This is a genomic window from Streptomyces sp. 4F14 (genome assembly GCF_048159485.1).
GTDB lineage: Bacteria > Actinomycetota > Actinomycetes > Streptomycetales > Streptomycetaceae > Streptomyces.
Genome location: NZ_JBLRVY010000002.1, coordinates 425,202 through 446,779 on the forward strand (window position 1 = coordinate 425,202; position 21,578 = coordinate 446,779).

The window sequence follows — 21,578 nt, forward strand, 5'->3', positions numbered from 1 at the left end:
CCCTCTGTCCTGTGCCTATGCCGTCGCCGGCGGGTACAGCGCGCGCGGCAGCTGGGACGCCGCCGCCTGGTCGAGGAGCCAGAGCGTACGGGAGTGGCCCCGGGCGCCGGCCGCCGGTGCCTGGATCTCGCCCGCGCCGGAGAGCGCGATGGCCGCGGCCTGGGCCTTGTCCTCGCCCGCCGCGAGGAGCCAGACCTCCTTGGCGGCGCGGATCGCCGGGAGCGTGAGGGTGACCCGGGTCGGCGGAGGCTTGGGAGCGCCCCGGACGCCGACCACCGTGCGGGTCTCCTCGCGGACCGCGGGAAGCTCCGGGAAGAGCGACGCCACGTGCGTGTCCGGGCCCACGCCCAGCATCAGGACGTCGAACGCCGGGACCTCGCCGTGCTCGGCCGACCTCGCGAGCTCCTCCGCGTACGCCTCCGCCGCCGCCTCGACGTCCGAGCCGTACGCGCCGTCGGACGCGGGCATCGCGTGCACGCGCTTCGGGTCGAGGGGGACGGAGTCGAGGAGGGCCTCGCGGGCCTGGGTGACGTTGCGGTCGGGGTCGCCCTCGGGGAGGAAGCGTTCGTCGCCCCACCACAGGTCGAGGCGGGTCCAGTCGACGGCGTCGCGGGCGGGGGCCGTGGCCAGCGCCGCGAGGAGGCCGTTGCCGTTGCGGCCGCCCGTGAGGACGATCGACGCGAAGCCCTTCGAGGACTGCGCGTCGACGATCCGCGTGATGAGGCGGGCCGCGGCGGCCTGCGCCATCAGCTCCTTGTCGCGGTGGACGACCAACTGGGGTGCGGTCATGGGGAGATGGCCTTCCTCACCGGCTGCGGCGCTTCGGCCGGTAGTACGGGAGCTTGCGCAGCCGCCGGGGGAGCGGCGGGAGTTGCCCCTCCTGCGGCTGCCCCTCCTGCGACTGTCCCTCCCGCGGGCTCGCCTGCTCCGGCAGCGCCACTTTTTCGCGCTCCCTCGACGGGGGAGTCGCTCTTCGGGACGGCGACGGGATCGGCGGCGGCCGAACCGGGGGCCGCCTTCCGTGTCACCGGCGCCGGAAACGCCGTGGACACCGACGAGTTGAGCCGCTCCACCCCGAACCGCAGCGCGGACGCGTACGTGTCGTCCGGGTCCAGCCGCCGCAGTTCCTCCGCGATGAGGTCGACGGTGTCCCGCCGCTTCAGCGCGACGGCGCGGTCCGGCTGGCCCTGGATGGAGAGGGTCGCCACCGAGCCGTCGGGACGGGCGAGGGCGATGGGCCCCGCGTCGGTCGCGAGGCGGACGGCGGTGAGGCCGGGCCCCGCGGAGAGCGTGCGCCGGACCGGGACGTCGAGCCGGTCCGCGAGCCACATCGCCAGCAGCTCGCAGCTCGGGTTGAACTCCTCCCCCTCGACCTCGACGGACGTCACCTCGCAGGTGACCTGGTCGAGAGCAGCGGCCAGCATCGAGCGCCAGGGCGTGATACGGGTCCAGGAGAGGTCGGTGTCGCCGGGGGCGTACGACTTCGCGCGGGCGGTCAGCTCGCGGACCGGCTGCTCGGCGGCGTACGAGTCGGTGACCCGGCGTTGGGCGAGCGCGCCGAGCGGGTCGTTCGCCGGGTCGGCGGGCGCGTCGACGGGCCACCAGACGACGACCGGCGCGTCCGGCAGCAGCAGCGGCAGGACGACGGACTGGGCGTGGTCGGACACCTCGCCGTACAGGCGCAGGACGACGGTCTCGCCGGTGCCCGCGTCCGCGCCGAGCAGGACCTCCGCGTCGATGCGGGACTGGGTGCGGTCGCGCGAGGAGCGGGAGACGCGGCGGATGACGACGAGCGTGCGCGAGGGGTGCTCGCGGGACGCGTCGCCGGCCGCCTTCAGGGCGTCGTACGCGTTCTCCTCGTCGGTGACGAGGACCATGGTGAGGACCATGCCGACGGCGGGGGTGCCGATCTCGCGGCGGCCCTTGACCAGGGCCTTGTTTATCTTGCCGGCGGTGGTGTCGGTGAGGTCGATCTTCATGGGCGGCGCCAGCTCCTTCCCTCGCGCGCGAGCATCTCGTCCGCCTCGGCCGGGCCCCAGGTGCCCGCCGGGTACTGGGCCGGGGTGCCGTGCGTGTCCCAGTACTCCTCGATCGGGTCGAGGATCTTCCAGGACAGCTCGACCTCCTCCGTGCGCGGGAAGAGGTTGGAGTCGCCGAGCAGGACGTCCAGGATGAGGCGCTCGTACGCCTCCGGGGACGACTCGGTGAAGGACTCGCCGTACGCGAAGTCCATGGACACGTCCCGGATCTCCATCGACGTGCCCGGCACCTTGGAGCCGAAGCGGACCGTGACGCCCTCGTCGGGCTGGACGCGGATGACGATCGCGTTGGAGCCCAGCTCCTCGGTGGCCGTCGTGTCGAAGGGGGAGTGCGGGGCGCGCTGGAAGACGACCGCGATCTCGGTGACGCGGCGGCCGAGGCGCTTGCCGGTGCGCAGGTAGAAGGGGACGCCCGCCCAGCGGCGGTTGTCGACCTCGACCTTGATCGCGGCGTACGTGTCGGTCTTCGACGCCTTGTCGATGCCGTCCTCTTCGAGGTAGCCGATGACCTTCTCGCCGCCCTGCCAGCCGGCCGCGTACTGCGCGCGGACGGTGTCGCGGCCGAGGTCCTTGGGGAGCCTGACCGCGCCGAGGACCTTGGTCTTCTCGGCGGCGAGCGCGTCCGCGTCGAAGGAGGCGGGCTCCTCCATGGCGGTCAGCGCCATCAGCTGGAGCAGGTGGTTCTGGATGACGTCGCGGGCGGCGCCGATCCCGTCGTAGTACCCGGCCCGGCCGCCGATGCCGATGTCCTCGGCCATCGTGATCTGCACGTGGTCCACGAAGGACCGGTTCCAGATCGGCTCGAACATCGTGTTGGCGAAGCGGAGCGCCAGGATGTTCTGGACGGTCTCCTTGCCGAGGTAGTGGTCGATGCGGAAGACCTGGTCGGGGGCGAAGACCTCCTCGACCGTCGTGTTGAGGTCCTCGGCCGACTTCAGGTCGTGCCCGAAGGGCTTCTCGATGACCGCGCGCCGCCACGAGCCGCGCGACTGGTCGGCGAGCCCGTGCTTCTTCAGCTGCTGGATGACGACCGGGAAGGCGCCCGGCGGCACCGACAGGTAGAAGGCGAAGTTGCCGCCCGTGCCCTGTGCCTGGTCCAGCTCCTGGATGGTGTCGCGCAGCCGCTCGAACGCCTCGTCGTCGTCGAAGGTGCCCTGCACGAAGCGCATCCCCTGGATGAGCTGCTGCCAGACCTCCTCACGGAACGGGGTGCGCGCGTGCGCCTTGACCGCGTCGTGGACCTCGGCCGCGAAGTCCTCGTGCTCCCACTCCCGGCGCGCGAACCCGACCAGGGAGAAACCCGGCGGAAGCAGGCCACGGTTGGCGAGGTCGTACACGGCGGGCATCAGCTTTTTACGTGACAAATCGCCCGTGACACCGAAGATGACAAGGCCCGACGGCCCCGCGATACGCGGGAGCCGTCGGTCTGCCGGGTCACGCAGCGGATTGCTGCTCGACAAGTGAAATCAGCCCTCCGAAGGAGCGAGGCGCTGAAGCTCCGCCTCGGTCGACTTGAGCAGGTCGATCCAGGACTCCTCGAACTTCTGGACGCCCTCGTCCTCAAGGAGCTGGACCACGTCGTCGTACGAGATCCCGAGCTTCTCCACCGCGTCGAGCTCGGCGCGCGCCTGCTCGTAGGTGCCCGCGATGGTGTTGCCGGTGATCTGCCCGTGGTCCTCGGTGGCCAGCAGGGTGGCCTCCGGCATGGTGTTGACGGTGTTCGGCGCGACCAGGTCGTCGACGTACAGGGTGTCCTTGTACGCCGGGTCCTTCACGCCGGTCGAGGCCCACAGCGGACGCTGCTTGTTGGCGCCCGCCTTCTCCAGGGCCGCCCAGCGGTCCGAGGAGAAGACCTCCTCGTACGCCTGGTAGGCGAGGCGCGCGTTGGCGAGGGCCGCCTTGCCCTTGAGGGCGAGGGCCTCGTCGGTGCCCAGCGCGGTCAGGCGCTTGTCGATCTCGGTGTCCACGCGGGACACGAAGAACGACGCCACCGAGTGGATGCCCGCCAGGTCGATGCCCTTGGCCTTGGCCTTCTCCAGGCCCGCCAGGTAGGCGTCCATGACCTCGCGGTAGCGCTCCAGCGAGAAGATCAGCGTGACGTTGACGCTGATGCCGTGGCCGATCACCTCGGTGATCGCCGGGAGGCCCGCCTTGGTGGCCGGGATCTTGATCAGCGTGTTCGGGCGGTCCACCAGCCACGCGAGCTGCTTCGCCTCGGCGACCGTCGCCGTCGTCTCGTGCGCCAGCCGCGGGTCGACCTCGATGGAGACCCGGCCGTCCTGGCCGCCGGACGCGTCGAAGACGGGGCGCAGGATGTCGGCGGCGTCCCGGACGTCCGCCGTCGTGATCATCCGGATCGCCTCGTCGACGGTGACCTTGCGGGCGGCGAGGTCGGTGACCTGCTGCTCGTAGCCGTCGCCGGACGAGATCGCCTTCTGGAAGATCGACGGGTTGGTGGTGACGCCCACGACGTGCTGCTGGTCGATCAGCTCGGCGAGGTTGCCGGACGTGATCCGCTTGCGCGACAGGTCGTCCAGCCAGATCGCGACGCCCTCCTCGGAGAGGCGCTTCAGTGCGTCTGTCATGGAATTACATCTCCTACGTACGTGGGGTGTCTTATGGGCGTCAGCGCTGGGCGGCGGCGACGGATTCCCGCGCCTTCGCGGCCACGTTCTCGGCAGTGAAGCCGTACTCCTGGAAGAGGACCTTGCCGTCCGCCGAAGCGCCGAAGTGCTCCAGGGAAACGATGCGGCCCGCGTCACCGACGTACTTGTGCCAGGTGAGCCCGATACCGGCCTCGACGGAGACCCGCGCCTTGACGGCGGCGGGGAGCACCGACGCCTTGTACTCGGCGGACTGCTCCTCGAACCACTCCACCGACGGCATCGAGACGACACGCGTCGGCGTGCCCTCGGCCTCCAGCAACTCCCGCGCTGCGACGGCCACATGGACCTCGGAGCCGGTCGCGATGAGGATGACCTCCGGGGTGCCGGCGGACGCCTCGGTGTGGACGTAACCGCCCTTGACGGTGTCCTCGTTCGGCGCGTACGTCGGCACGCCCTGGCGGGTCAGCGCCAGGCCGTGCGGCGCGGAGACGCCGTACTCGCGCTTGCCGCGGCGCAGGATCTCGCGCCAGGCGATGGCGGTCTCGTTGGCGTCGGCCGGGCGGACCACGTTCAGGCCCGGGATGGCGCGCAGCGCGGCGACGTGCTCGACCGGCTGGTGGGTCGGGCCGTCCTCGCCGAGGCCGATCGAGTCGTGCGTCCACACGTAGGTCACCGGGAGGTGCATCAGCGCGGACAGGCGCACGGCGTTGCGCATGTAGTCGGAGAACACGAGGAACGTGCCGCCGTAGATACGGGTGTTGCCGTGCAGCGCGATGCCGTTCATCTCGGCGGCCATCGAGTGCTCGCGGATGCCGAAGTGGATCGTGCGGCCGTACGGGTCCGCCTCGGTCAGCGGGTTGTCCGCCGGGAGGAAGGAGGACGACGCGTCGATCGTCGTGTTGTTGGAGCCCGCGAGGTCGGCCGAGCCGCCCCACAGCTCCGGGATGACCGCGCCGAGCGCCTGGAGGACCTTGCCGGACGCGGCACGCGTCGCGACACCCTTGCCCGCCTCGAAGACCGGGACCTTCTCCTCCCAGCCGGCCGGCAGCTCACCCGCGTCGATCCGGTCGAACTCGGCGGCGCGCTCCGGGTTGTCGTCGCGCCACAGCTGGAACGACTTCTCCCAGTCGGCCTTCGCCTGCGCGCCGCGCTCCAGGGCGCCGCGCGTGTGCGCGATGACCTCGTCGGAGACCTCGAAGCTCTTCGCCGGGTCGAAGCCCAGCACGCGCTTGGTGGCGGCCACCTCGTCGTCACCCAGCGCCGAGCCGTGCGCGGCCTCGGTGTTCTGCGCGTTCGGGGCGGGCCAGGCGATGATCGAGCGCATCGCGATGAACGACGGCTTGTCCGTCACCTTCTTCGCGGCCTCGATCGCGTTGTAGATCGCGTGCGGGTCGAGGTCGCCGTCCGGCTTCGGGGCGACGCGCTGGACGTGCCAGCCGTACGCCTCGTACCGCTTGACGGTGTCCTCGGAGACGGCCGTCTCCGTGTCGCCCTCGATCGAGATGTGGTTGTCGTCCCACAGCAGGATCAGGTTGCCGAGCTTCTGGTGGCCGGCCATCGAGGAGGCCTCGGCGGAGATGCCCTCCTGGAGGCAGCCGTCACCCGCGATGGCGTACACGAAGTGGTCGAAGGGGGACTCGCCCTGCGGAGCCTCGGGGTCGAAGAGACCGCGCTCGTAGCGGGCGGCCATCGCCATGCCCACCGCGTTCGCGACACCCTGGCCGAGCGGTCCGGTCGTCGTCTCGACGCCGGTCGTGTGGCCGTACTCCGGGTGGCCCGGGGTCTTCGAGCCCCAGGTGCGGAACGCCTTCAGGTCGTCCAGCTCCAGGCCGAAGCCGGCCAGGTACAGCTGGGTGTAGAGGGTCAGGGACGAGTGGCCCGCGGACAGCACGAAGCGGTCGCGCCCGACCCAGTCGGCGTCGGCGGGGTCGTGCCGCATCACCTTCTGGAAGAGGGTGTAGGCGGCCGGGGCGAGGCTCATCGCCGTACCCGGATGGCCGTTCCCGACCTTCTGTACGGCATCGGCGGCCAGGACGCGGGCGGTGTCGACGGCCCGCTGGTCCAACTCGGTCCAGTCGAGGTCTGTGGTGGTCGGCTTGGTGCTCACCCTGGGTCAGGGCTCCTCTCCACATGTTCGGTTCACCGGCTGCTCGGGCACGCGCCCACCGGCTGCCGGTGCACGGGGGCCCACCGGCCGTTGTCGAGCCTACCCCCGTAAGTACGTGCGGTTTCTCCCGTCCGTCCAGACTGCCGGGAGTCTTCGGGATCCGCCTGTCGACCGGGTTCCCGGGGCTCGGCATCTGAATACGGAGCGCGTCATCCGAGCACTCAAACGAGCCGTCGTGCGCCCGTTCTGTCCCCCCTCCCGGTGGCCCTCCCAACACGGGGCACCCCCGCGAAGGCCGAGGTATGGGCAACGTCTACAGTGGCGTGGTACGCGCGAGCCTTTACCGGGACTTCACACGGTCGGGCTTGCTGGGAAATCTCTTTCAGGGGTGTGCGTGACGGCCGTCGAATCCCGTCCAGCGGGGGTTATCGGTGCGAGTCAAAGCCCGGTGCAGCGGCCGTTCGGGGCCCGTGTCAAGGCGTTCGTGGCGCTGACGAAGCCGAGGATCATCGAGCTGCTGCTGATCACCACCGTTCCGGTGATGTTCCTGGCGCAGCAGGGGGTTCCCGACCTCGGGCTCGTCCTCATCACCTGCCTCGCCGGGTACCTGTCGGCGGGCGGCGCGAACGCGCTGAACATGTACATCGACCGCGACATCGACGCGCTGATGGACCGGACCTCGCAGCGGCCGCTGGTCACCGGCATGGTCTCGCCGCGCGAGTGCCTCGCCTTCGGGATCTCGCTCGCGATCGGCTCGACGCTGCTGTTCGGGCTCGCCGTCAACTGGCTGTCCGCGTGGCTCGCCCTCGGGGCGCTCCTCTTCTACGTCGTCGTCTACACGATGATCCTCAAACGCCGTACGGCGCAGAACATCATCTGGGGCGGCATCGCGGGCTGCATGCCGGTCCTCATCGGCTGGACCGCCGTCACGAACTCGCTCTCCTGGGCGCCGGTCATCCTCTTCCTCGTCATCTTCTTCTGGACGCCGCCGCACTACTGGCCGCTGTCCATGAAGGTGAAGGACGACTACGCGCGCGTCGGCGTGCCGATGCTGCCGGTGATCGCCTCCAACAAGGTCGTCGCCAAGCAGATCGTCATCTACAGCTGGGTGATGGTCGCCGTCTCCCTGCTGCTCACCCCGCTCGGCTACACCGGCTGGTTCTACACGGTCGTCGCCCTCGCGGCGGGCGGCTGGTGGCTGTGGGAGGCGCACGCCCTCCAGAACCGGGCCAAGGCCGAGGTCGAGGGGGTCAAGCTGAAGGAGATGCGGCTGTTCCACTGGTCGATCACCTATGTCTCCCTGCTCTTCGTGGCCGTCGCGGTGGACCCCTTCCTGCACTGATCCGTTATTGCCGACGTTTCCTACTCGCCGGTAGCATCGTGGGCATGGCAGACACCAAGGCTCTTGAGAAGCTCGACCGCACGGCTGCGAAGCTCGCCAAGCGCATCGGTACGTTCGCGAAGGCGCACGGCGGTGCGGAGGGCCAGGTCGCGTACATCGGGCAGCGCGGCGCGCGCATCGTCCTCGTCGGCGAGGACGGCGGGTGGGGTGACCTGGTCGCTCCCTCGTACGACGTCGCGGTGCTCGCCGTCGAGAAGGCAGGGATCACCCGGCACGAGGAGTTCGACGGGGAGTTCGCCGCGAAGGTGGAGACCGGGCCGTACGAGTGGAAGCGGATGGCCGGGATCCAGATCGGCGGCTGAGGTCTTTTCCGGACGCCCTGCGCGTCAACCGCGACCTGACGCACGCCTCTCCCGTTAACCCCTGTAAGGCGACGCCACCTACAGGGAGACCGGATGATCGAGACGCCGTCCCTGGTGGACCAGTACTGTCACGGCGTCCTCAGAACCGAGCTGGGCCTGGGCACCTTCGAGGCCCAGCTCGCGCGTACGGACGGCCCCCCGGCCTCCGGCACCACCCTCTTCGACACGCAGACCGGCTTCGCCGTACGCCGCTGGTGTCCCCCTCTGCTCGACCTGGAACCCCACTGCCCGCCCGCGCGTTATCTGGCCAGGCGGCGGGAGCTGGGGGTGCTGGAGGCGGGGCGCAGACTGCTGCGCGGGTCGGGGGTGGCGACGTTCCTCGTCGACACCGGCGTGCCGGACGACCTCACCCAGCCCGGTGAACTCGCCGCGGCCGCCGACGCCGGCGCGCGCGAGATCGTCCGCCTCGAACTCCTCGCCCAGCAGGTCGCGGACACGTCCGGGACGGTCGAGGGGTTCCTCTCCAACCTCGCGGAGTCCGTGCACGCCGCCGCCGCGAACGCGATCGCCTTCGCCGCCGCGGGAAACGTCGTGGTGGCCGACCCGCCCGACGCCGGGGAGGTCCGCGGCGCGGCCGGCCGCTGGCTCGCCGGCCGCCGTGTCGGGGACGGCCTGCGCGACCCCGTCCTCCTCGCACACCTGCTGTGGATCGCCCTCGCCTCCGGACGCCCGCTGCAACTGCGGGTGGGCCCGGTTCTGCCGGTGGACTTCATCCGTACGACGACCGGGCTGGGCACGGACCTCGTCCTGCTCCACGCGTACCCCCGGCACCGGGAAGCCGCCCGCCTCGCCGCCGCGCACCCCCACGTGTACGCCGACTGCGGGACGGCCTTCCTCCACGCCGGCGCCCGCGCCGCCGCCCTCCTCGCCGAGACCCTGGAGGTCGCGCCGTTCGGCAAGATCCTCTACGCCAGCGGGGCCCGGGGGCTGCCCGAGCTGCACCTCGTCGCCGCACGGCTGTTCCAGGAGGCGGTGACACGGGTGCTCGGGGGGTGGGTCGCCGAGGGGGCGTGGTCACTCGGGGACGCGCAGCGGGTGGCGGGGATGCTGGCGTCGGGGAACGCTCGGCGGGTGTACGGAATCTAGGCGCGCGTCGGGATCGCGGTCGCCGTCGGGGCGGGGACCTCGACCTCGTCGTACGGGCGCTCCCGCAGGGACAGCAGGACCCTCAGGACCCAGATCCAGGTCACCGTCGAGCCGAACATGTGGGCGCCGACCAGGATCTCGGGGAGGTTCGTGAAGTACTGGATGTAGCCCAGCCCGCCCTGCGCCAGGAGGATCAGGAAGAGTTCCCGGGTCCTGTGCAGGGGGCCCTGCGGGGCGTCCACCGCCTTCAGGACGAACCACAGGGCGAACGTCAGCGTCACGACGATCCAGGCCAGCACCGCGTGCAGCTTCGCGATCGTCTCCCAGTCGATCGGGATGCGCTCGACCTCGCTGGAGTCGCCCGCGTGCGGGCCCGCGCCGGTGACGATCGTGCCCACCGCGATCAGCAGCGCCGACGCGATCACCAGCGACCACACGAGCTGCTGGACCGCCTTCCCCACCACCGGGCGGGGGGCCGTGTCGCCCTCCCGCGTGCGCTGCCACATCACCGTCGCCACCGCGATCAGCGCCGAGGAGAGCAGGAAGTGGGCCGCGACCGTGTACGGGTTCAGGCCGACGAGGACGACGATGCCGCCCAGGATCGCGTTGCCCATCACCACCCAGAACTGGGCCCAGCCCAGGCGGGTCAGGGACCTGCGGTACGGCTTCTGAGACCTCGCCGCGATGATCGCCCAGCCGACCGCCGCGCACAGGACGTACGTCAGCATGCGGTTGCCGAACTCGATCGCGCCGTGCAGGCCCATCTCGCTGGTCGCCGTGAGCGAGGTGTCCGTGCACTTCGGCCAGGTCGGGCAGCCGAGGCCCGAGCCGGTCAGTCGGACCGCGCCGCCGGTGACCACGATGACGACGGACATCACCAGGGCGGTGAGGGCCGCGCGCTGGACCGTCCGGGGGGTGGGGGTCCAGCGGGTGGCGATGTAGGCGAGGGGGTTGCGCAGGGCGGCTGCGGCGTCGGCTCGGGTCAGGTTCGGCACGGGGTCCATCGTAGGGCGGGGTTTGTGAGTGCGTTCACGAGGGGGTCGGGTGCGGGTTGAGGGTGGCTGGGGTAGGGGGCGTTTCGCTTGCCCGCGCTTGCGGGGTGCCGCTGCGCCCACCCGTGCCGCCCCTAGCGGCACGACTGCCCGCAGCTAAGCGGGCTGGTAGGTGGACGGGCTTACTCCCAGCGGAAGAACTTGCCCGCCGCTGCCAGACCCGTCACCGACCACGCCGCCAGGATGCCCAGGTTCGACCACGGGATTCCCGAGCCGTGTTGGAGGACGTCTCGGAGGCCGTCCGAGAGGGCTGAGATGGGGAGGAGGGCCAAGGCGTCCTGGGCCCCTGAGGGGTATTTGTCCATCGGGACGATCACGCCGCCGCCCACCAGCAGGAGCAGGAAGACCAGGTTCGCCGCCGCCAAGGTCGCTTCCGCCTTCAGGGTGCCTGCCATCAGGAGGCCCAGGCCGGAGAAGGCCGCTGTGCCGAGGATCAGGAGGAGGAGCACGGTGACCGGGTTGCCGTGCGGGGACCAGCCCAGGGCCAGGGCGATTGCCGTTACCAGGAGGACCTGGAGGATCTCCGTCACCAGGACCGAGGCCGTTTTGGCCGTCATCAGGGCCCAGCGGGGGAGGGGGGAGGAGGCGAGGCGTTTCAGGACGCCGTATCTGCGTTCGAAGCCTGTGGCGATGGCCTGGCCGGTGAAGGCGGTGGACATGACCGAGAGGGCGAGGATGCCGGGGGTCAGGAAGTCGATGGACTTGCCCTGGCCCGTGTCGATGATGTCGACCGAGCTGAAGAGGACGAGGAGGAGGGTGGGGATGATGACCGTGAGGAGGAGTTGCTCGCCGTTGCGCAGGAGCATTTTCGTTTCCAGCGCCGCCTGCGCCGCGATCATGCGGGGGAGGGGCGCCGCGCCCGGCTTCGGGGCGTACGTGCCGGTCGCGGTCATGAGCGCAGCTCCTTGCCGGTGAGCTCCAGGAAGACGTCCTCCAGCGTGTGGCGTTCGACCGAGATGCGGTCGGGCATCACGCCGTGCTGTGCGCACCAGGAGGTGACCGTCGCGAGGAGTTGGGGGTCGATCTTGCCGGTGATCCGGTAGGAGCCGGGCGTGAGTTCGTCGGCGGTGGAGTCCGTGGGGAGCGCCTTGAGCAGCGAGCCGACGTCGAGGCCGGGGCGGCCGGAGAAGCGGAGAGTGTTCTCGGCGCCGCCCTTGCAGAGGGTCTCCGGGGAGCCCTGGGCGATGACCTTCCCGGCGTCGATGATCGCGACGTCGTCGGCGAGCTGCTCGGCCTCGTCCATGTGGTGGGTCGTGAGGATGACCGAGACGCCGTCGTCGCGCAGGTCCCGGACGAGGTCCCAGGTGGCGTGGCGGGCCTGGGGGTCGAGGCCGGCGGTGGGCTCGTCGAGGAAGACGAGCTCGGGGCGGCCGACGACGGCCATCGCGAGGGCGAGGCGCTGCTGCTGGCCGCCGGAGAGGCGGCGGTAGCTGGTCCGGCCGCAGCTGCCGAGGCCGAGCCGGTCGATGAGGGCGTCCACGTCGAGGGGGTGCGCGTGGAGTCTCGCCACGTGCCGGAGCATCTCGTCGGCGCGGGCACCCGAGTACACGCCCCCCGATTGCAACATCACGCCGATCCGCGGCTTCAGCTCACCGGCCTGGGCGACGGGGTCGAGCCCCAGCACTCTCGCCGTCCCGCCGTCGGCCCGCCGGTACCCCTCGCACACCTCGATCGTCGTCGTCTTCCCCGCGCCGTTGGGTCCCAGCACGGCGGTGACTCCGCCCAGGGCCACCAGATCGAGGCCGTCCACCGCGGTCTTGTCGCCGTACCGCTTGACCAGGCCCCGGACCTGGACGACAGGCTCACTTCGCATGAGAGACGAGTCTAGGGAGCGGGGCGGGGGCGCGGGCGCGGGGGTGGGAGAACTCTCCCGGGGGGAGGTGGCCGAGGGGCCGGCGGGACGTGGGTGGCGCTGAGGGCCCCTCGGCGCGGCCTGAAGCAGGGCGGGACCGGCGGCGTGCCCGGCCCGCGGGCCACGGTGGCACCGACACCGACCCGGTCCGCTCGGGCGCGGCGCTCACGGGATCTCGTACGGCCGGTGGACCGGCAGCCACCTCGTCGCGTACGCCACCGCGTCCCGGAGGGGGAACAGGCGGGTGTCCGCCGCGCCGGCCCGGCCCCGGAGCACCGGGCGGTCGCGTTCGTAGTCGTGGCCGAGTTCGTCGAAGCGGTGGTCGGAGAGGGCGAGGTCGGTGACGGTGCGCCAGCCGTCGGGGGTGGGGTGGCCGTGGGTGGTCAAAGGGCTGGGGACTCGGTATTCGGCCAGGTGGAAGGCCGTGCAGGTGGTGTAGCCGGTGCCCAGGAAGAGGATCCGGGCGTCCAGGGACTCCAGGCGGGCCAGGGGGCTGCGTTCGCCGAGCTGGCAGTCCACGGCGTGGTCCGCGGTGATCTCGGCCGCGTTCGGGCCGATCGCGGCGAAGGACGACTGGGGGTGGGCGCTGCGCAGGGCGCCGGGCCAGCGGCGGGCCGTCTCGGGGACGACGCCCATGCCCCGGGTGAGGGTGGTGGCGGGGTCGTACGGGGGCATGGTCGCGCGGATCTCCTCCCACCAGGACTCGGGGACCGGCGGGCGCTGCCAGAAGGCCGGGTCGGAGAGGTCGCCGGACTGGGTGGGGACCGTGAGGGTGCCGGTGGGGCCGAGGGCGTCGAGGAGGGCGTGGACGACGGTGACCGCGCCGCCGTTGACCCAGCCGAGGGCGGAGAGGGAGGAGTGGACGAGGAGGGTTTCGCCCGGTTTCACACCCAGCGCGCGGAGGTCGTCCGCGAGGGTCTTCCGGGTGACGAGTGGGCCGGTGGGAGGGGGTGTGGGCATGTCCGGGAGTGTCTCGCGGAGCCCCTTCGCGGTCCACCGGTTTGATCGATCAGAAGATCGTTTCCGCAGGTCAGATTAGGTATGCCTAAGTGACGCAGGGCACCGTCCACCGGGGAGGGCGCGGCTTGCCCGCCCCTGGGGAATTACGCAACAATGGCGTTGTGAAAAACGTCGGTGAGGCCCCGCAGGAGGAGCTGGCGACCGGTGAGCGGTCCACCCGCAACCGCGTCGCGCGCTCGATCCTGGACCACGGCCCCTCCACCGTCGCCGAGCTGGCCGCCCGTCTGCGCCTGACCCAGGCCGCCGTCCGCCGCCACCTGGACGCGCTGACCGCCGACACCGTCGTGGAGGCCCGTGAGCAGCGGGTCTACGGCGCCCGTACCCGCGGCCGCCCCGCGAAGGTGTTCGTCCTGACCGACTGCGGCCGGGACGCCTTCGACCAGTCGTACGACAAGCTCGCCGCCGACGCCCTGCGCTGGATCGCCGAGCGCGAGGGCGGCGAGGACGCGGTCGCCGCGTTCGCCCGCGCCCGCGTCGCAGCCCAGGCCCCCGCCTACCGCAGGGCCATCGCCGGGGTTCCGCCCGAGAAGCGTACGGAAGCCCTGGCCAAGGCCCTCTCGGTGGACGGGTACGCTGCTACGGCCCGGAGCGCGCCCGTGGGAGAGCAGCTCTGCCAGCACCACTGCCCCGTGGCACACGTCGCGGAGCAGTTCCCGCAGCTCTGCGAGGCGGAGACCGAGTTCTTCGCCGAACTGCTCGGAACCCACGTCCAGCGCCTCGCGACCATCGCACACGGCGACGGCGTGTGCACGACGTTCATTCCCAAGATTTCCCCAGACGCATCAGCAAGCACGGCCGGGAGGAACCCAGCATGACCACGGAGACTGCCCACCCCGAACTCGAGGGCCTTGGCAAGTACGAATACGGCTGGGCCGACTCCGACGAGGCCGGTGCGGCTGCCAAGCGCGGACTGAACGACGACGTCGTCAAGGACATCTCGGACAAGAAGTCCGAGCCCGAGTGGATGACGAAGCTGCGCCTCAAGGGCCTGCGCCTGTTCGAGAAGAAGCCCATGCCGAACTGGGGCTCCGACCTCTCCGGCATCGACTTCGACAACATCAAGTACTTCGTGCGCTCCACGGAGAAGCAGGCGGAGTCCTGGGAGGACCTGCCCGAGGACATCAAGAACACGTACGACAAGCTCGGCATCCCGGAGGCGGAGAAGCAGCGCCTCGTCGCGGGCGTCGCGGCCCAGTACGAGTCGGAGGTCGTCTACCACCAGATCCGCGAGGACCTGGAGGAGCAGGGCGTCATCTTCCTCGACACCGACACCGCGCTCAAGGAGCACCCGGAGCTCTTCAAGGAGTACTTCGGGACGGTCATCCCGGTCGGCGACAACAAGTTCGCCTCGCTGAACACGGCCGTGTGGTCCGGCGGCTCCTTCATCTACGTCCCCCCGGGCGTGCACGTCGAGATCCCGCTCCAGGCGTACTTCCGCATCAACACCGAGAACATGGGCCAGTTCGAGCGGACCCTGATCATCGTCGACGAGGGTGCCTACGTGCACTACGTCGAGGGCTGTACGGCGCCGATCTACAAGTCGGACTCCCTGCACAGCGCGGTCGTCGAGATCATCGTCAAGAAGAACGCCCGCTGCCGGTACACGACCATCCAGAACTGGTCGAACAACGTCTACAACCTGGTCACCAAGCGCGCCGTCGCCTACGAGGGCGCGACCATGGAGTGGGTCGACGGCAACATCGGCTCCAAGGTGACGATGAAGTACCCGGCCGTCTACCTCATGGGCGAGCACGCCAAGGGCGAGACCCTCTCCATCGCCTTCGCGGGCGAGGGCCAGCACCAGGACGCGGGCGCCAAGATGGTCCACATGGCGCCGAACACGTCGTCCAACATCGTCTCCAAGTCGGTGGCGCGCGGCGGTGGCCGTACGTCCTACCGCGGTCTCATCGAGATCGGCGAGGGCGCCCCCGGTTCGAAGTCCAACGTGCTGTGCGACGCGCTGCTCGTCGACACGATCTCCCGCTCCGACACCTACCCGTACGTCGACGTCCGCGAGGACGACGTGTCGATGGGGCACGAGGCGACCGTCTCCAAGGTCTCCGAGGACCAGCTCTTCTACCTGATGAGCCGGGGTCTGAGCGAGTTCGAGGCGATGGCGATGATCGTGCGCGGCTTCGTCGAGCCGATCGCGAAGGAGCTGCCGATGGAGTACGCGCTGGAGCTGAACCGGCTGATCGAGCTCCAGATGGAAGGCGCGGTCGGCTGATCGCACCGGCCTCCAGGGAGCCGCACGGCTCTGTCAGCTCTGAAGTCATACAAGCGTAAGAAAGTGAGCACTACGACAGCCATGGCTGAGGCTCAGAACTCCCCGGTGGGCTCCACCACCGCCGGCGCCATCGCGGTGGCCGCCGAGTCGACCGTCGCCACGCGCATGAGCGCGCCCCCGTCCTTCGACGTGGCGGACTTCCCCGTCCCCCACGGCCGCGAGGAGGAGTGGCGGTTCACCCCGCTGGAGCGCCTGCGCGGGCTGCACGACGGCACCGCCGTCGCCACCGGCGAGGGCGTCAAGGTGGACGTCGAGGCCCCCGAGGGCGTCACCGTCGAGCTGGTCGGCCGCGACGACGCCCGGCTCGGCCGGGCCGGCACCCCCGTCGACCGGGTCGCCGCCCAGGCGTACTCCGCGTTCGAGCAGGCCGCCGTGATCACCGTCGCCAAGGAGACGGTCCTCACCGAGCCCATCCGCGTCGCCGTGCACGGCGAGGGCGGCACCCGCTTCGGCCACCAGGTCATCGAGCTGGGCGCCTTCGCCGAGGCCGTCGTCGTCATCGACCACACCGGCGACGCGGTCATCGCGGCCAACCTCGAATACGTCCTCGGTGACGGCGCCAAGCTCACCGTCGTCTCCATCCAGGACTGGGACGACAAGGCCGTCCACGTCGCCCAGCACAGCGCGCTGGTCGGCCGCGACGCCAGCTTCAAGTCCGTCGTCGTCACCTTCGGCGGCGACCTCGTACGCCTGCACCCGCGCGTCTCCTACGCCGCGACCGGCGGCGAGGCCGAGCTGTTCGGGCTGTACTTCACCGACGCCGGCCAGCACCAGGAGCACCGTCTCCTCGTCGACCACAACACCCCGCACTGCAAGTCGAACGTCGTCTACAAGGGCGCGCTCCAGGGCGAGGGCGCCCACGCGGTGTGGATCGGCGACGTCCTCATCGAGGCCAAGGCCGAGGGCACCGACACGTACGAGATGAACCGCAACCTCGTCCTCACCGACGGCGCGCGCGTCGACTCCGTACCGAACCTGGAGATCGAGACCGGCGAGATCGTCGGCGCCGGGCACGCCTCCGCGACCGGGCGCTTCGACGACGAGCAGCTCTTCTACCTGATGGCGCGCGGCATCCCGGCCGACGAGGCCCGCCGGCTCGTCGTGCGCGGCTTCTTCGCCGAGCTGGTCCAGCAGATCGGTGTCCCGGACATCGAGGAGCGCCTCCTCGCGAAGATCGACGCGGAGCTGGAGGCGTCCGTCTGATGACGTACGTACGCGCCTGTGGGCTGAGCGAGCTGACGGAGGACACCCCGAAGCGGGTGGAACTCGACGGCACGCCGGTCTCGGTCGTGCAGACCGAGGGGGAGGTGTTCGCGATCCACGACATCTGCTCGCACGCGAACGTCTCGCTCTCCGAGGGCGAGGTGGAGGACTGCCAGATCGAGTGCTGGCTGCACGGCTCCGCCTTCGACCTCCGCACCGGCAAGCCGTCCGGCCTCCCCGCGACGCGCCCCGTACCCGTATACCCCGTAAAGATCGAAGGGGACGACGTGCTCGTCTCCCTCACCCAGGAGTCCTGAGGCATCCATGGCAACGCTTGAAATCCGAGACCTGCACGTCACCGTCGAGGCCGACAACGCCACGAAGGAGATCCTCAAGGGCGTCGACCTGACCGTGAAGCAGGGCGAGACGCACGCCATCATGGGCCCCAACGGCTCCGGCAAGTCCACCCTCGCGTACTCCCTCGCCGGTCACCCGAAGTACACGATCACCGGCGGCACCGTCCTGCTGGACGGCGAGGACGTCCTGGAGATGTCCGTCGACGAGCGCGCCCGCGCGGGCCTGTTCCTCGCGATGCAGTACCCGGTCGAGGTGCCCGGGGTGTCCGTGTCGAACTTCCTGCGGACCTCCGCCACCGCGATCCGCGGCGAGGCCCCCAAGCTGCGCACCTGGGTCAAGGAGGTCCGGGAGGCCATGGAGCGCCTCTCCATGGACCCCGCCTTCGCCGAGCGCAACGTCAACGAGGGCTTCTCCGGCGGCGAGAAGAAGCGCCACGAGATCCTCCAGCTCGAACTGCTCAAGCCGAAGATCGCGATCCTCGACGAGACGGACTCCGGCCTCGACGTCGACGCCCTGCGCGTCGTCTCCGAGGGCGTCAACCGCGTCCGCGAGACCGGCGAGGTCGGCACCCTGCTGATCACGCACTACACGCGCATCCTGCGCTACATCAAGCCCGACCACGTCCACGTCTTCGCGAACGGCCGGATCGTCGAGTCGGGCGGCCCCGAGCTGGCCGACAAGCTGGAGGCCGAGGGCTACGAGGCTTACACGAAGGGCGGCGCATCCGAGTGACACAGCTGCCGGGCCTCCTCGACGTCGAGGCGATCCGCAAGGACTTCCCCGTCCTGGACCGCCAGGTCCACGACGGCCAGAAGCTCGTGTACCTGGACAACGCGGCGACCTCCCAGAAGCCGCGCCAGGTGCTGGACGCCCTCTCCGAGTACTACGAGCGCCACAACGCCAACGTCCACCGCGGTGTGCACGTGCTCGCCGAGGAGGCCACGGCGCTGTACGAGGGCGCGCGCGACAAGGTCGCCGACTTCATCAACGCGCCCTCGCGGGACGAGGTGATCTTCACCAAGAACGCCTCCGAGTCGCTGAACCTCGTCGCGAACATGCTGGGCTGGGCCGACGAGCCCTACCGCGTGGACTCCGAGACCGAGATCGTCATCACGGAGATGGAGCACCACTCCAACATCGTGCCGTGGCAGCTGCTGTCGCAGCGGACGGGCGCGAAGCTGAAGTGGTTCGGCCTCACGGACGACGGCCGCCTCGACCTGTCGAACATCGAGGAGATCATCACGGAGAAGACGAAGATCGTGTCCTTCGTCCTGGTCTCCAACATCCTCGGCACGGTCAACCCCGTCGAGGCCATCGTGCGCCGCGCGCAGGAGGTCGGTGCGCTGGTCTGCATCGACGCCTCGCAGGCCGCGCCGCACATGCCGCTGGACGTACAGGCGCTCCAGGCGGACTTCGTCGCCTTCACCGGGCACAAGATGTGCGGGCCGACCGGCATCGGTGTCCTGTGGGGCCGGCAGGAACTCCTGGAGGACCTGCCGCCGTTCCTCGGCGGCGGCGAGATGATCGAGACCGTGTCGATGCACTCGTCGACGTACGCTCCCGCTCCGCACAAGTTCGAGGCGGGGACGCCGCCGATCGCGCAGGCCGTGGGTCTGGGCGCGGCGATCGACTACCTGAGCGCGATCGGCATGGACAAGATCCTGGCGCACGAGCACGCGCTGACGGAGTACGCGGTCAGCCGTCTCAACGCGGTGTCCGATCTGCGCATCATCGGACCGACGACGGCCGAGGACCGCGGCGCCGCGATCTCCTTCACGCTCGGTGACATCCACCCGCACGACGTGGGCCAGGTCCTCGACGAGCAGGGCATCGCCGTACGTGTCGGTCATCACTGTGCCCGGCCCGTCTGCCTGCGGTACGGAATTCCTGCGACCACGCGAGCGTCGTTCTATCTGTACTCCACGCCGGCCGAGATCGACGCTCTGGTCGACGGCCTGGAGCACGTACGGAACTTCTTCGGCTGAGAGGCTGTCGTGAAGCTGGATTCGATGTACCAGGAAGTCATCCTGGACCACTACAAGAACCCGCACGGGCGTGGTCTCCGGGACGGCGACGCCGAGGTGCACCACGTGAACCCGACGTGCGGCGACGAGATCACGCTCCGCGTGAAGTACGACGGTACGACGGTCGAGGACGTGTCGTACGAGGGCCAGGGCTGCTCCATCAGCCAGGCCAGCGCCTCCGTCCTGAACGAGCTGCTCGTCGGCAAGGACCTCGCCGACGCGCAGAAGATCCAGGAGACCTTCCTGGAGCTGATGCAGTCCAAGGGCCGCATCGAGCCCGACGACGCGATGGAGGAGGTCCTGGAGGACGCCGTCGCGTTCGCCGGGGTCTCCAAGTACCCGGCGCGCGTGAAGTGCGCCCTGCTGAGCTGGATGGCCTGGAAGGACGCGACGGCGCAAGCCTTCGCGGAAAGGGAGTCGGCATGACCGAGACCGTGGAGATGAAGCCGGCGTCCGAGGACGAGGTCCGCGAGGCCCTGTACGACGTCGTGGACCCGGAGTTGGGCATCGACGTCGTCAACCTCGGCCTGATCTACGGCATCCACATCGACGACGCGAACATCGCGACGATCGACATGACCCTGACGTCCGCGGCCTGTCCGCTGACCGACGTCATCGAGGACCAGGCGAAGTCCGCGACCGACGGGCTGGTCAACGAGTTGCGGATCAACTGGGTGTGGATGCCGCCGTGGGGGCCGGACAAGATCACGGACGACGGGCGGGAGCAGCTGAGGGCGCTGGGGTTCAACGTCTGAGGCTGCCTGAGCCTTGTGCGTGACTGAGGGCGAGGTCTTCGCGGACCTCGCCCTCTTTCTGTTGCGGTGGTTCAGCCCAGCGGGGTCGTCACGTGGAAGTAGAAGTCCTGGCGGTTGGTGGTGTTGTAGCCGTACGGGTCCAGGCGGAGCTGGAAGTTCCGGTGGCGCAGGGCGTAGTTGGGGTAGTTGATCGAGCTGAGGGTGACGGCGCCGTACCCGCCGTAGCCCGAGCAGAAGGTGGCGTCCTGCCGGAACAGGCTGGAGCCGTCGTTGCGTTCGGCGCGGAGGATGAAGTTGCGGTGGCGCAGGTACCGGCCGTCGTGCGTCTTGAAGGTGTAGCAGGAGTTCTTCGCGAGGCCGGGGACGACCGTGAAGGTGGAGTCCTCGCGGGACTCCGAACCGCGCGGGGCGTCGAGCTTCACGAGACCGTCGCTGACGTGCCAGTAGCGGTCGGGGTAGTTGACGGCGCTGATCGAGCGGTCGTACGGGCTGGTGGCGGGTTGCGCCGGGGGCTTCGGGGCGGGCTTCGCCGGGGGCGCGGAGGGGGACGGCTGGGTCTTGCCGCCGCCGGTGCCGCCGGCCGCCTTGCCGTCGTCGCCCTGCGGGGACGGGGACGCCGAGGGGTGGGCGGACGGGGAGGGGGAGCCCGAGGGGGTCGTCCCCGTGGTGTCCTTGCCCTTGCCGCCGGACGCCGAGACGCTCGGCGTGGGGGTCGGGGTGGCGAACGAGATCAGGCCGGGGCCCGCCTCCTTCGCCGACTTCGTGTCGGCCTGCTTCGCCTCGGGCGCGGGCTCCGACTGCCTGTCCATGACGGTGATCGCCGTGACGCAGGCCGTCACCGTGGCCAGCGCGAGGGCACCGGCCAGCCACAGACGTCGGGTGCCGGGGGCCCGCGAGGTGTCCGGGGCCCAGCCGTTCTCCCACGAATTCTCTTGAGAGGGCCGGGACTTCTTGAATGGCATGCGCTGATCCTCCAGCGGCGCCCATGACGGGGCCGCGAATGCGGGGGCCCGGTGTGTGAACGGTGAAACACTAGTGGACCGTGTGACCGGCGAGTAGCCGTTTGGGTGATCGCGTTCGATAACGCTTTCTCAACTGCCGTTCACAAGGCGGGGTACGGACGCGTCGCATGTGTGTATGCGTACGCCCGTACACATGGGACATCCGATGCTCGCCGGCGCGATCCTCGCCGAGGTGATCGCCACCAGCGCGATGAAGTACAGCGACGGTTTCGGCAAGTTGTGGCCCTCCCTTACGAGCTGTATCTCGCGGCTCTGCGGCGCCCCGCGTTGAAGGTGGTGGCGGGGGAATGGGCCGAGACCGCGGGGGAGTTGCCGGCGCGGTGGGAGTGCTTCCCGGGGTGCCGGGGTCTGTCGGGGGTGCTCGGCCTGGGTGCCTCGTACCGTTCTCTCGGGCGGGCCGGTCG

Annotated in this window: 21 protein-coding genes and 2 pseudogenes; 13 read left to right on the forward strand and 10 right to left on the reverse strand. The window is 70.2% G+C overall.

The window, feature by feature from the left end; translation table 11 throughout:
• Positions 1-15: 15 nt before the first annotated feature.
• From pgl to tkt, 5 genes are read right to left on the reverse strand one after another with little or no spacing between them, the layout of a single operon-like run.
• Positions 16-789, reverse strand: a complete 774-nt coding sequence (pgl, locus tag ACLZOT_RS04200) for a 6-phosphogluconolactonase (protein WP_416967319.1) — start codon at positions 787-789, stop codon at positions 16-18.
• Positions 786-1,979 (reverse strand): glucose-6-phosphate dehydrogenase assembly protein OpcA, encoded by a 1,194-nt coding sequence (opcA, locus tag ACLZOT_RS04205; protein WP_416967320.1) that lies wholly within the window; start codon positions 1,977-1,979, stop codon positions 786-788. Before opcA ends, pgl begins: the two co-directional genes overlap by 4 nt.
• Positions 1,976-3,499 carry a glucose-6-phosphate dehydrogenase gene (gene zwf / locus ACLZOT_RS04210; protein ID WP_416967321.1) on the reverse strand — a complete coding sequence of 508 codons (1,524 nt, stop codon included), beginning with the start codon at positions 3,497-3,499 and terminating at the stop codon, positions 1,976-1,978. Before zwf ends, opcA begins: the two co-directional genes overlap by 4 nt.
• 6 nt (positions 3,500-3,505) lie before the next feature.
• Positions 3,506-4,624: a transaldolase gene (gene tal, locus ACLZOT_RS04215; RefSeq protein ID WP_416967322.1), complete on the reverse strand. Its 1,119-nt coding sequence runs from the start codon at positions 4,622-4,624 to the stop codon at positions 3,506-3,508.
• A gap of 40 nt (positions 4,625-4,664) precedes the next feature.
• Positions 4,665-6,752, reverse strand: a complete 2,088-nt coding sequence (gene tkt, locus ACLZOT_RS04220) for a transketolase (protein ID WP_416967323.1) — start codon at positions 6,750-6,752, stop codon at positions 4,665-4,667.
• A 388-nt stretch (positions 6,753-7,140) separates the two neighbouring features.
• Here tkt and ACLZOT_RS04225 point away from each other — a divergent pair, with 388 nt between their 5' ends.
• The 3 genes from ACLZOT_RS04225 (at position 7,141) to ACLZOT_RS04235 (ending at position 9,602) form a co-directional block, all read left to right on the forward strand.
• A complete protein-coding gene (locus ACLZOT_RS04225) occupies positions 7,141-8,094 on the forward strand; it encodes a heme o synthase (RefSeq protein WP_416967324.1) in 954 nt (317 codons plus the stop codon).
• 44 nt (positions 8,095-8,138) lie between these two features.
• Positions 8,139-8,456 carry a hypothetical protein gene (locus ACLZOT_RS04230; protein WP_416967325.1) on the forward strand — a complete coding sequence of 106 codons (318 nt, stop codon included), beginning with the start codon at positions 8,139-8,141 and terminating at the stop codon, positions 8,454-8,456.
• A gap of 93 nt (positions 8,457-8,549) precedes the next feature.
• Positions 8,550-9,602 (forward strand): amidohydrolase, encoded by a 1,053-nt coding sequence (locus ACLZOT_RS04235; protein WP_416967326.1) that lies wholly within the window; start codon positions 8,550-8,552, stop codon positions 9,600-9,602.
• Here ACLZOT_RS04235 and ACLZOT_RS04240 read toward each other — a convergent pair.
• The 4 genes from ACLZOT_RS04240 to ACLZOT_RS04255 form a co-directional block, all read right to left on the reverse strand.
• Positions 9,599-10,606: a COX15/CtaA family protein gene (locus ACLZOT_RS04240; protein WP_416967327.1), complete on the reverse strand. Its 1,008-nt coding sequence runs from the start codon at positions 10,604-10,606 to the stop codon at positions 9,599-9,601. The genes ACLZOT_RS04235 and ACLZOT_RS04240 overlap by 4 nt on opposite strands.
• A gap of 170 nt (positions 10,607-10,776) precedes the next feature.
• Positions 10,777-11,547, reverse strand: coding sequence for an ABC transporter permease (locus ACLZOT_RS04245; protein WP_416967328.1), 771 nt, complete (start codon positions 11,545-11,547; stop codon positions 10,777-10,779).
• Entirely contained in the window at positions 11,544-12,467 is a 924-nt protein-coding gene (locus ACLZOT_RS04250) for an ABC transporter ATP-binding protein (protein ID WP_416967329.1), read from the reverse strand. Before ACLZOT_RS04250 ends, ACLZOT_RS04245 begins: the two co-directional genes overlap by 4 nt.
• A 204-nt stretch (positions 12,468-12,671) precedes the next feature.
• Positions 12,672-13,466: an aminoglycoside N(3)-acetyltransferase gene (locus ACLZOT_RS04255; protein ID WP_416967330.1), complete on the reverse strand. Its 795-nt coding sequence runs from the start codon at positions 13,464-13,466 to the stop codon at positions 12,672-12,674.
• A 161-nt stretch (positions 13,467-13,627) separates the two neighbouring features.
• Between ACLZOT_RS04255 and ACLZOT_RS04260 the strand changes: the two genes are divergently transcribed.
• From ACLZOT_RS04260 to ACLZOT_RS04295, 8 genes are all read left to right on the forward strand, one after another.
• On the forward strand, positions 13,628-14,341 hold the full coding sequence (locus ACLZOT_RS04260) for a helix-turn-helix transcriptional regulator (RefSeq protein WP_416967331.1): 714 nt from the start codon (positions 13,628-13,630) through the stop codon (positions 14,339-14,341).
• Positions 14,338-15,753, forward strand: a complete 1,416-nt coding sequence (gene sufB, locus ACLZOT_RS04265) for a Fe-S cluster assembly protein SufB (protein ID WP_416967332.1) — start codon at positions 14,338-14,340, stop codon at positions 15,751-15,753. The genes ACLZOT_RS04260 and sufB overlap by 4 nt, the downstream gene beginning before the upstream one ends.
• A gap of 81 nt (positions 15,754-15,834) precedes the next feature.
• Positions 15,835-17,016 (forward strand): Fe-S cluster assembly protein SufD, encoded by a 1,182-nt coding sequence (gene sufD / locus ACLZOT_RS04270; protein WP_416967333.1) that lies wholly within the window; start codon positions 15,835-15,837, stop codon positions 17,014-17,016.
• Positions 17,016-17,333, forward strand: a complete 318-nt coding sequence (locus ACLZOT_RS04275; RefSeq protein WP_416967334.1) for a non-heme iron oxygenase ferredoxin subunit — start codon at positions 17,016-17,018, stop codon at positions 17,331-17,333. The genes sufD and ACLZOT_RS04275 overlap by 1 nt, the downstream gene beginning before the upstream one ends.
• Positions 17,334-17,340: 7 nt before the next feature.
• Positions 17,341-18,105 (forward strand): Fe-S cluster assembly ATPase SufC, encoded by a 765-nt coding sequence (gene sufC, locus ACLZOT_RS04280; RefSeq protein WP_416967335.1) that lies wholly within the window; start codon positions 17,341-17,343, stop codon positions 18,103-18,105.
• Entirely contained in the window at positions 18,102-19,358 is a 1,257-nt protein-coding gene (locus tag ACLZOT_RS04285; protein ID WP_416967336.1) for a cysteine desulfurase, read from the forward strand. Before sufC ends, ACLZOT_RS04285 begins: the two co-directional genes overlap by 4 nt.
• Before the next feature lie 9 nt (positions 19,359-19,367).
• Positions 19,368-19,823, forward strand: a complete 456-nt coding sequence (gene sufU, locus ACLZOT_RS04290; RefSeq protein WP_416967337.1) for a Fe-S cluster assembly sulfur transfer protein SufU — start codon at positions 19,368-19,370, stop codon at positions 19,821-19,823.
• The gene (locus tag ACLZOT_RS04295) at positions 19,820-20,152 is read left to right on the forward strand and encodes a metal-sulfur cluster assembly factor (protein ID WP_319725581.1); all 333 of its coding nucleotides are present in this window, start codon (positions 19,820-19,822) and stop codon (positions 20,150-20,152) included. The genes sufU and ACLZOT_RS04295 overlap by 4 nt, the downstream gene beginning before the upstream one ends.
• A gap of 71 nt (positions 20,153-20,223) precedes the next feature.
• Here the strand turns inward: ACLZOT_RS04295 and ACLZOT_RS04300 are convergent, their stop codons facing one another.
• A complete protein-coding gene (locus tag ACLZOT_RS04300) occupies positions 20,224-21,114 on the reverse strand; it encodes an AbfB domain-containing protein (protein ID WP_416967338.1) in 891 nt (296 codons plus the stop codon).
• 193 nt (positions 21,115-21,307) lie between these two features.
• Between ACLZOT_RS04300 and ACLZOT_RS04305 the strand changes: the two are divergent.
• Both ACLZOT_RS04305 and ACLZOT_RS04310 read left to right on the forward strand, forming a co-directional pair.
• Positions 21,308-21,418: pseudogene (locus ACLZOT_RS04305) on the forward strand (SMR family transporter); the annotation flags it as partial.
• Positions 21,394-21,495, forward strand: a pseudogene (locus ACLZOT_RS04310) (TetR family transcriptional regulator); the annotation flags it as partial. The pseudogenes ACLZOT_RS04305 and ACLZOT_RS04310, both read left to right, overlap by 25 nt.
• Positions 21,496-21,578: the final 83 nt, after the last annotated feature.

Excerpts from the sequence above, each read along its gene's own strand:
- pgl (WP_416967319.1), bottom strand. The coding sequence starts at position 789 with ATGACCGCACCCCAGTTGGTCGTCCACCGCGACAAGGAGCTGATGGCG.
- opcA (WP_416967320.1), bottom strand. The coding sequence starts at position 1,979 with ATGAAGATCGACCTCACCGACACCACCGCCGGCAAGATAAACAAGGCC.
- tal (WP_416967322.1), bottom strand. The coding sequence starts at position 4,624 with ATGACAGACGCACTGAAGCGCCTCTCCGAGGAGGGCGTCGCGATCTGG.
- ACLZOT_RS04230 (WP_416967325.1), top strand. The coding sequence starts at position 8,139 with ATGGCAGACACCAAGGCTCTTGAGAAGCTCGACCGCACGGCTGCGAAG.
- ACLZOT_RS04235 (WP_416967326.1), top strand. The coding sequence starts at position 8,550 with ATGATCGAGACGCCGTCCCTGGTGGACCAGTACTGTCACGGCGTCCTC.
- ACLZOT_RS04240 (WP_416967327.1), bottom strand. The coding sequence starts at position 10,606 with ATGGACCCCGTGCCGAACCTGACCCGAGCCGACGCCGCAGCCGCCCTG.
- ACLZOT_RS04245 (WP_416967328.1), bottom strand. The coding sequence starts at position 11,547 with ATGACCGCGACCGGCACGTACGCCCCGAAGCCGGGCGCGGCGCCCCTC.
- ACLZOT_RS04250 (WP_416967329.1), bottom strand. The coding sequence starts at position 12,467 with ATGCGAAGTGAGCCTGTCGTCCAGGTCCGGGGCCTGGTCAAGCGGTAC.
- ACLZOT_RS04255 (WP_416967330.1), bottom strand. The coding sequence starts at position 13,466 with ATGCCCACACCCCCTCCCACCGGCCCACTCGTCACCCGGAAGACCCTC.
- sufB (WP_416967332.1), top strand. The coding sequence starts at position 14,338 with ATGACCACGGAGACTGCCCACCCCGAACTCGAGGGCCTTGGCAAGTAC.
- sufD (WP_416967333.1), top strand. The coding sequence starts at position 15,835 with ATGGCTGAGGCTCAGAACTCCCCGGTGGGCTCCACCACCGCCGGCGCC.
- ACLZOT_RS04275 (WP_416967334.1), top strand. The coding sequence starts at position 17,016 with ATGACGTACGTACGCGCCTGTGGGCTGAGCGAGCTGACGGAGGACACC.
- sufC (WP_416967335.1), top strand. The coding sequence starts at position 17,341 with ATGGCAACGCTTGAAATCCGAGACCTGCACGTCACCGTCGAGGCCGAC.
- ACLZOT_RS04295 (WP_319725581.1), top strand. The coding sequence starts at position 19,820 with ATGACCGAGACCGTGGAGATGAAGCCGGCGTCCGAGGACGAGGTCCGC.
- ACLZOT_RS04300 (WP_416967338.1), bottom strand. The coding sequence starts at position 21,114 with ATGCCATTCAAGAAGTCCCGGCCCTCTCAAGAGAATTCGTGGGAGAAC.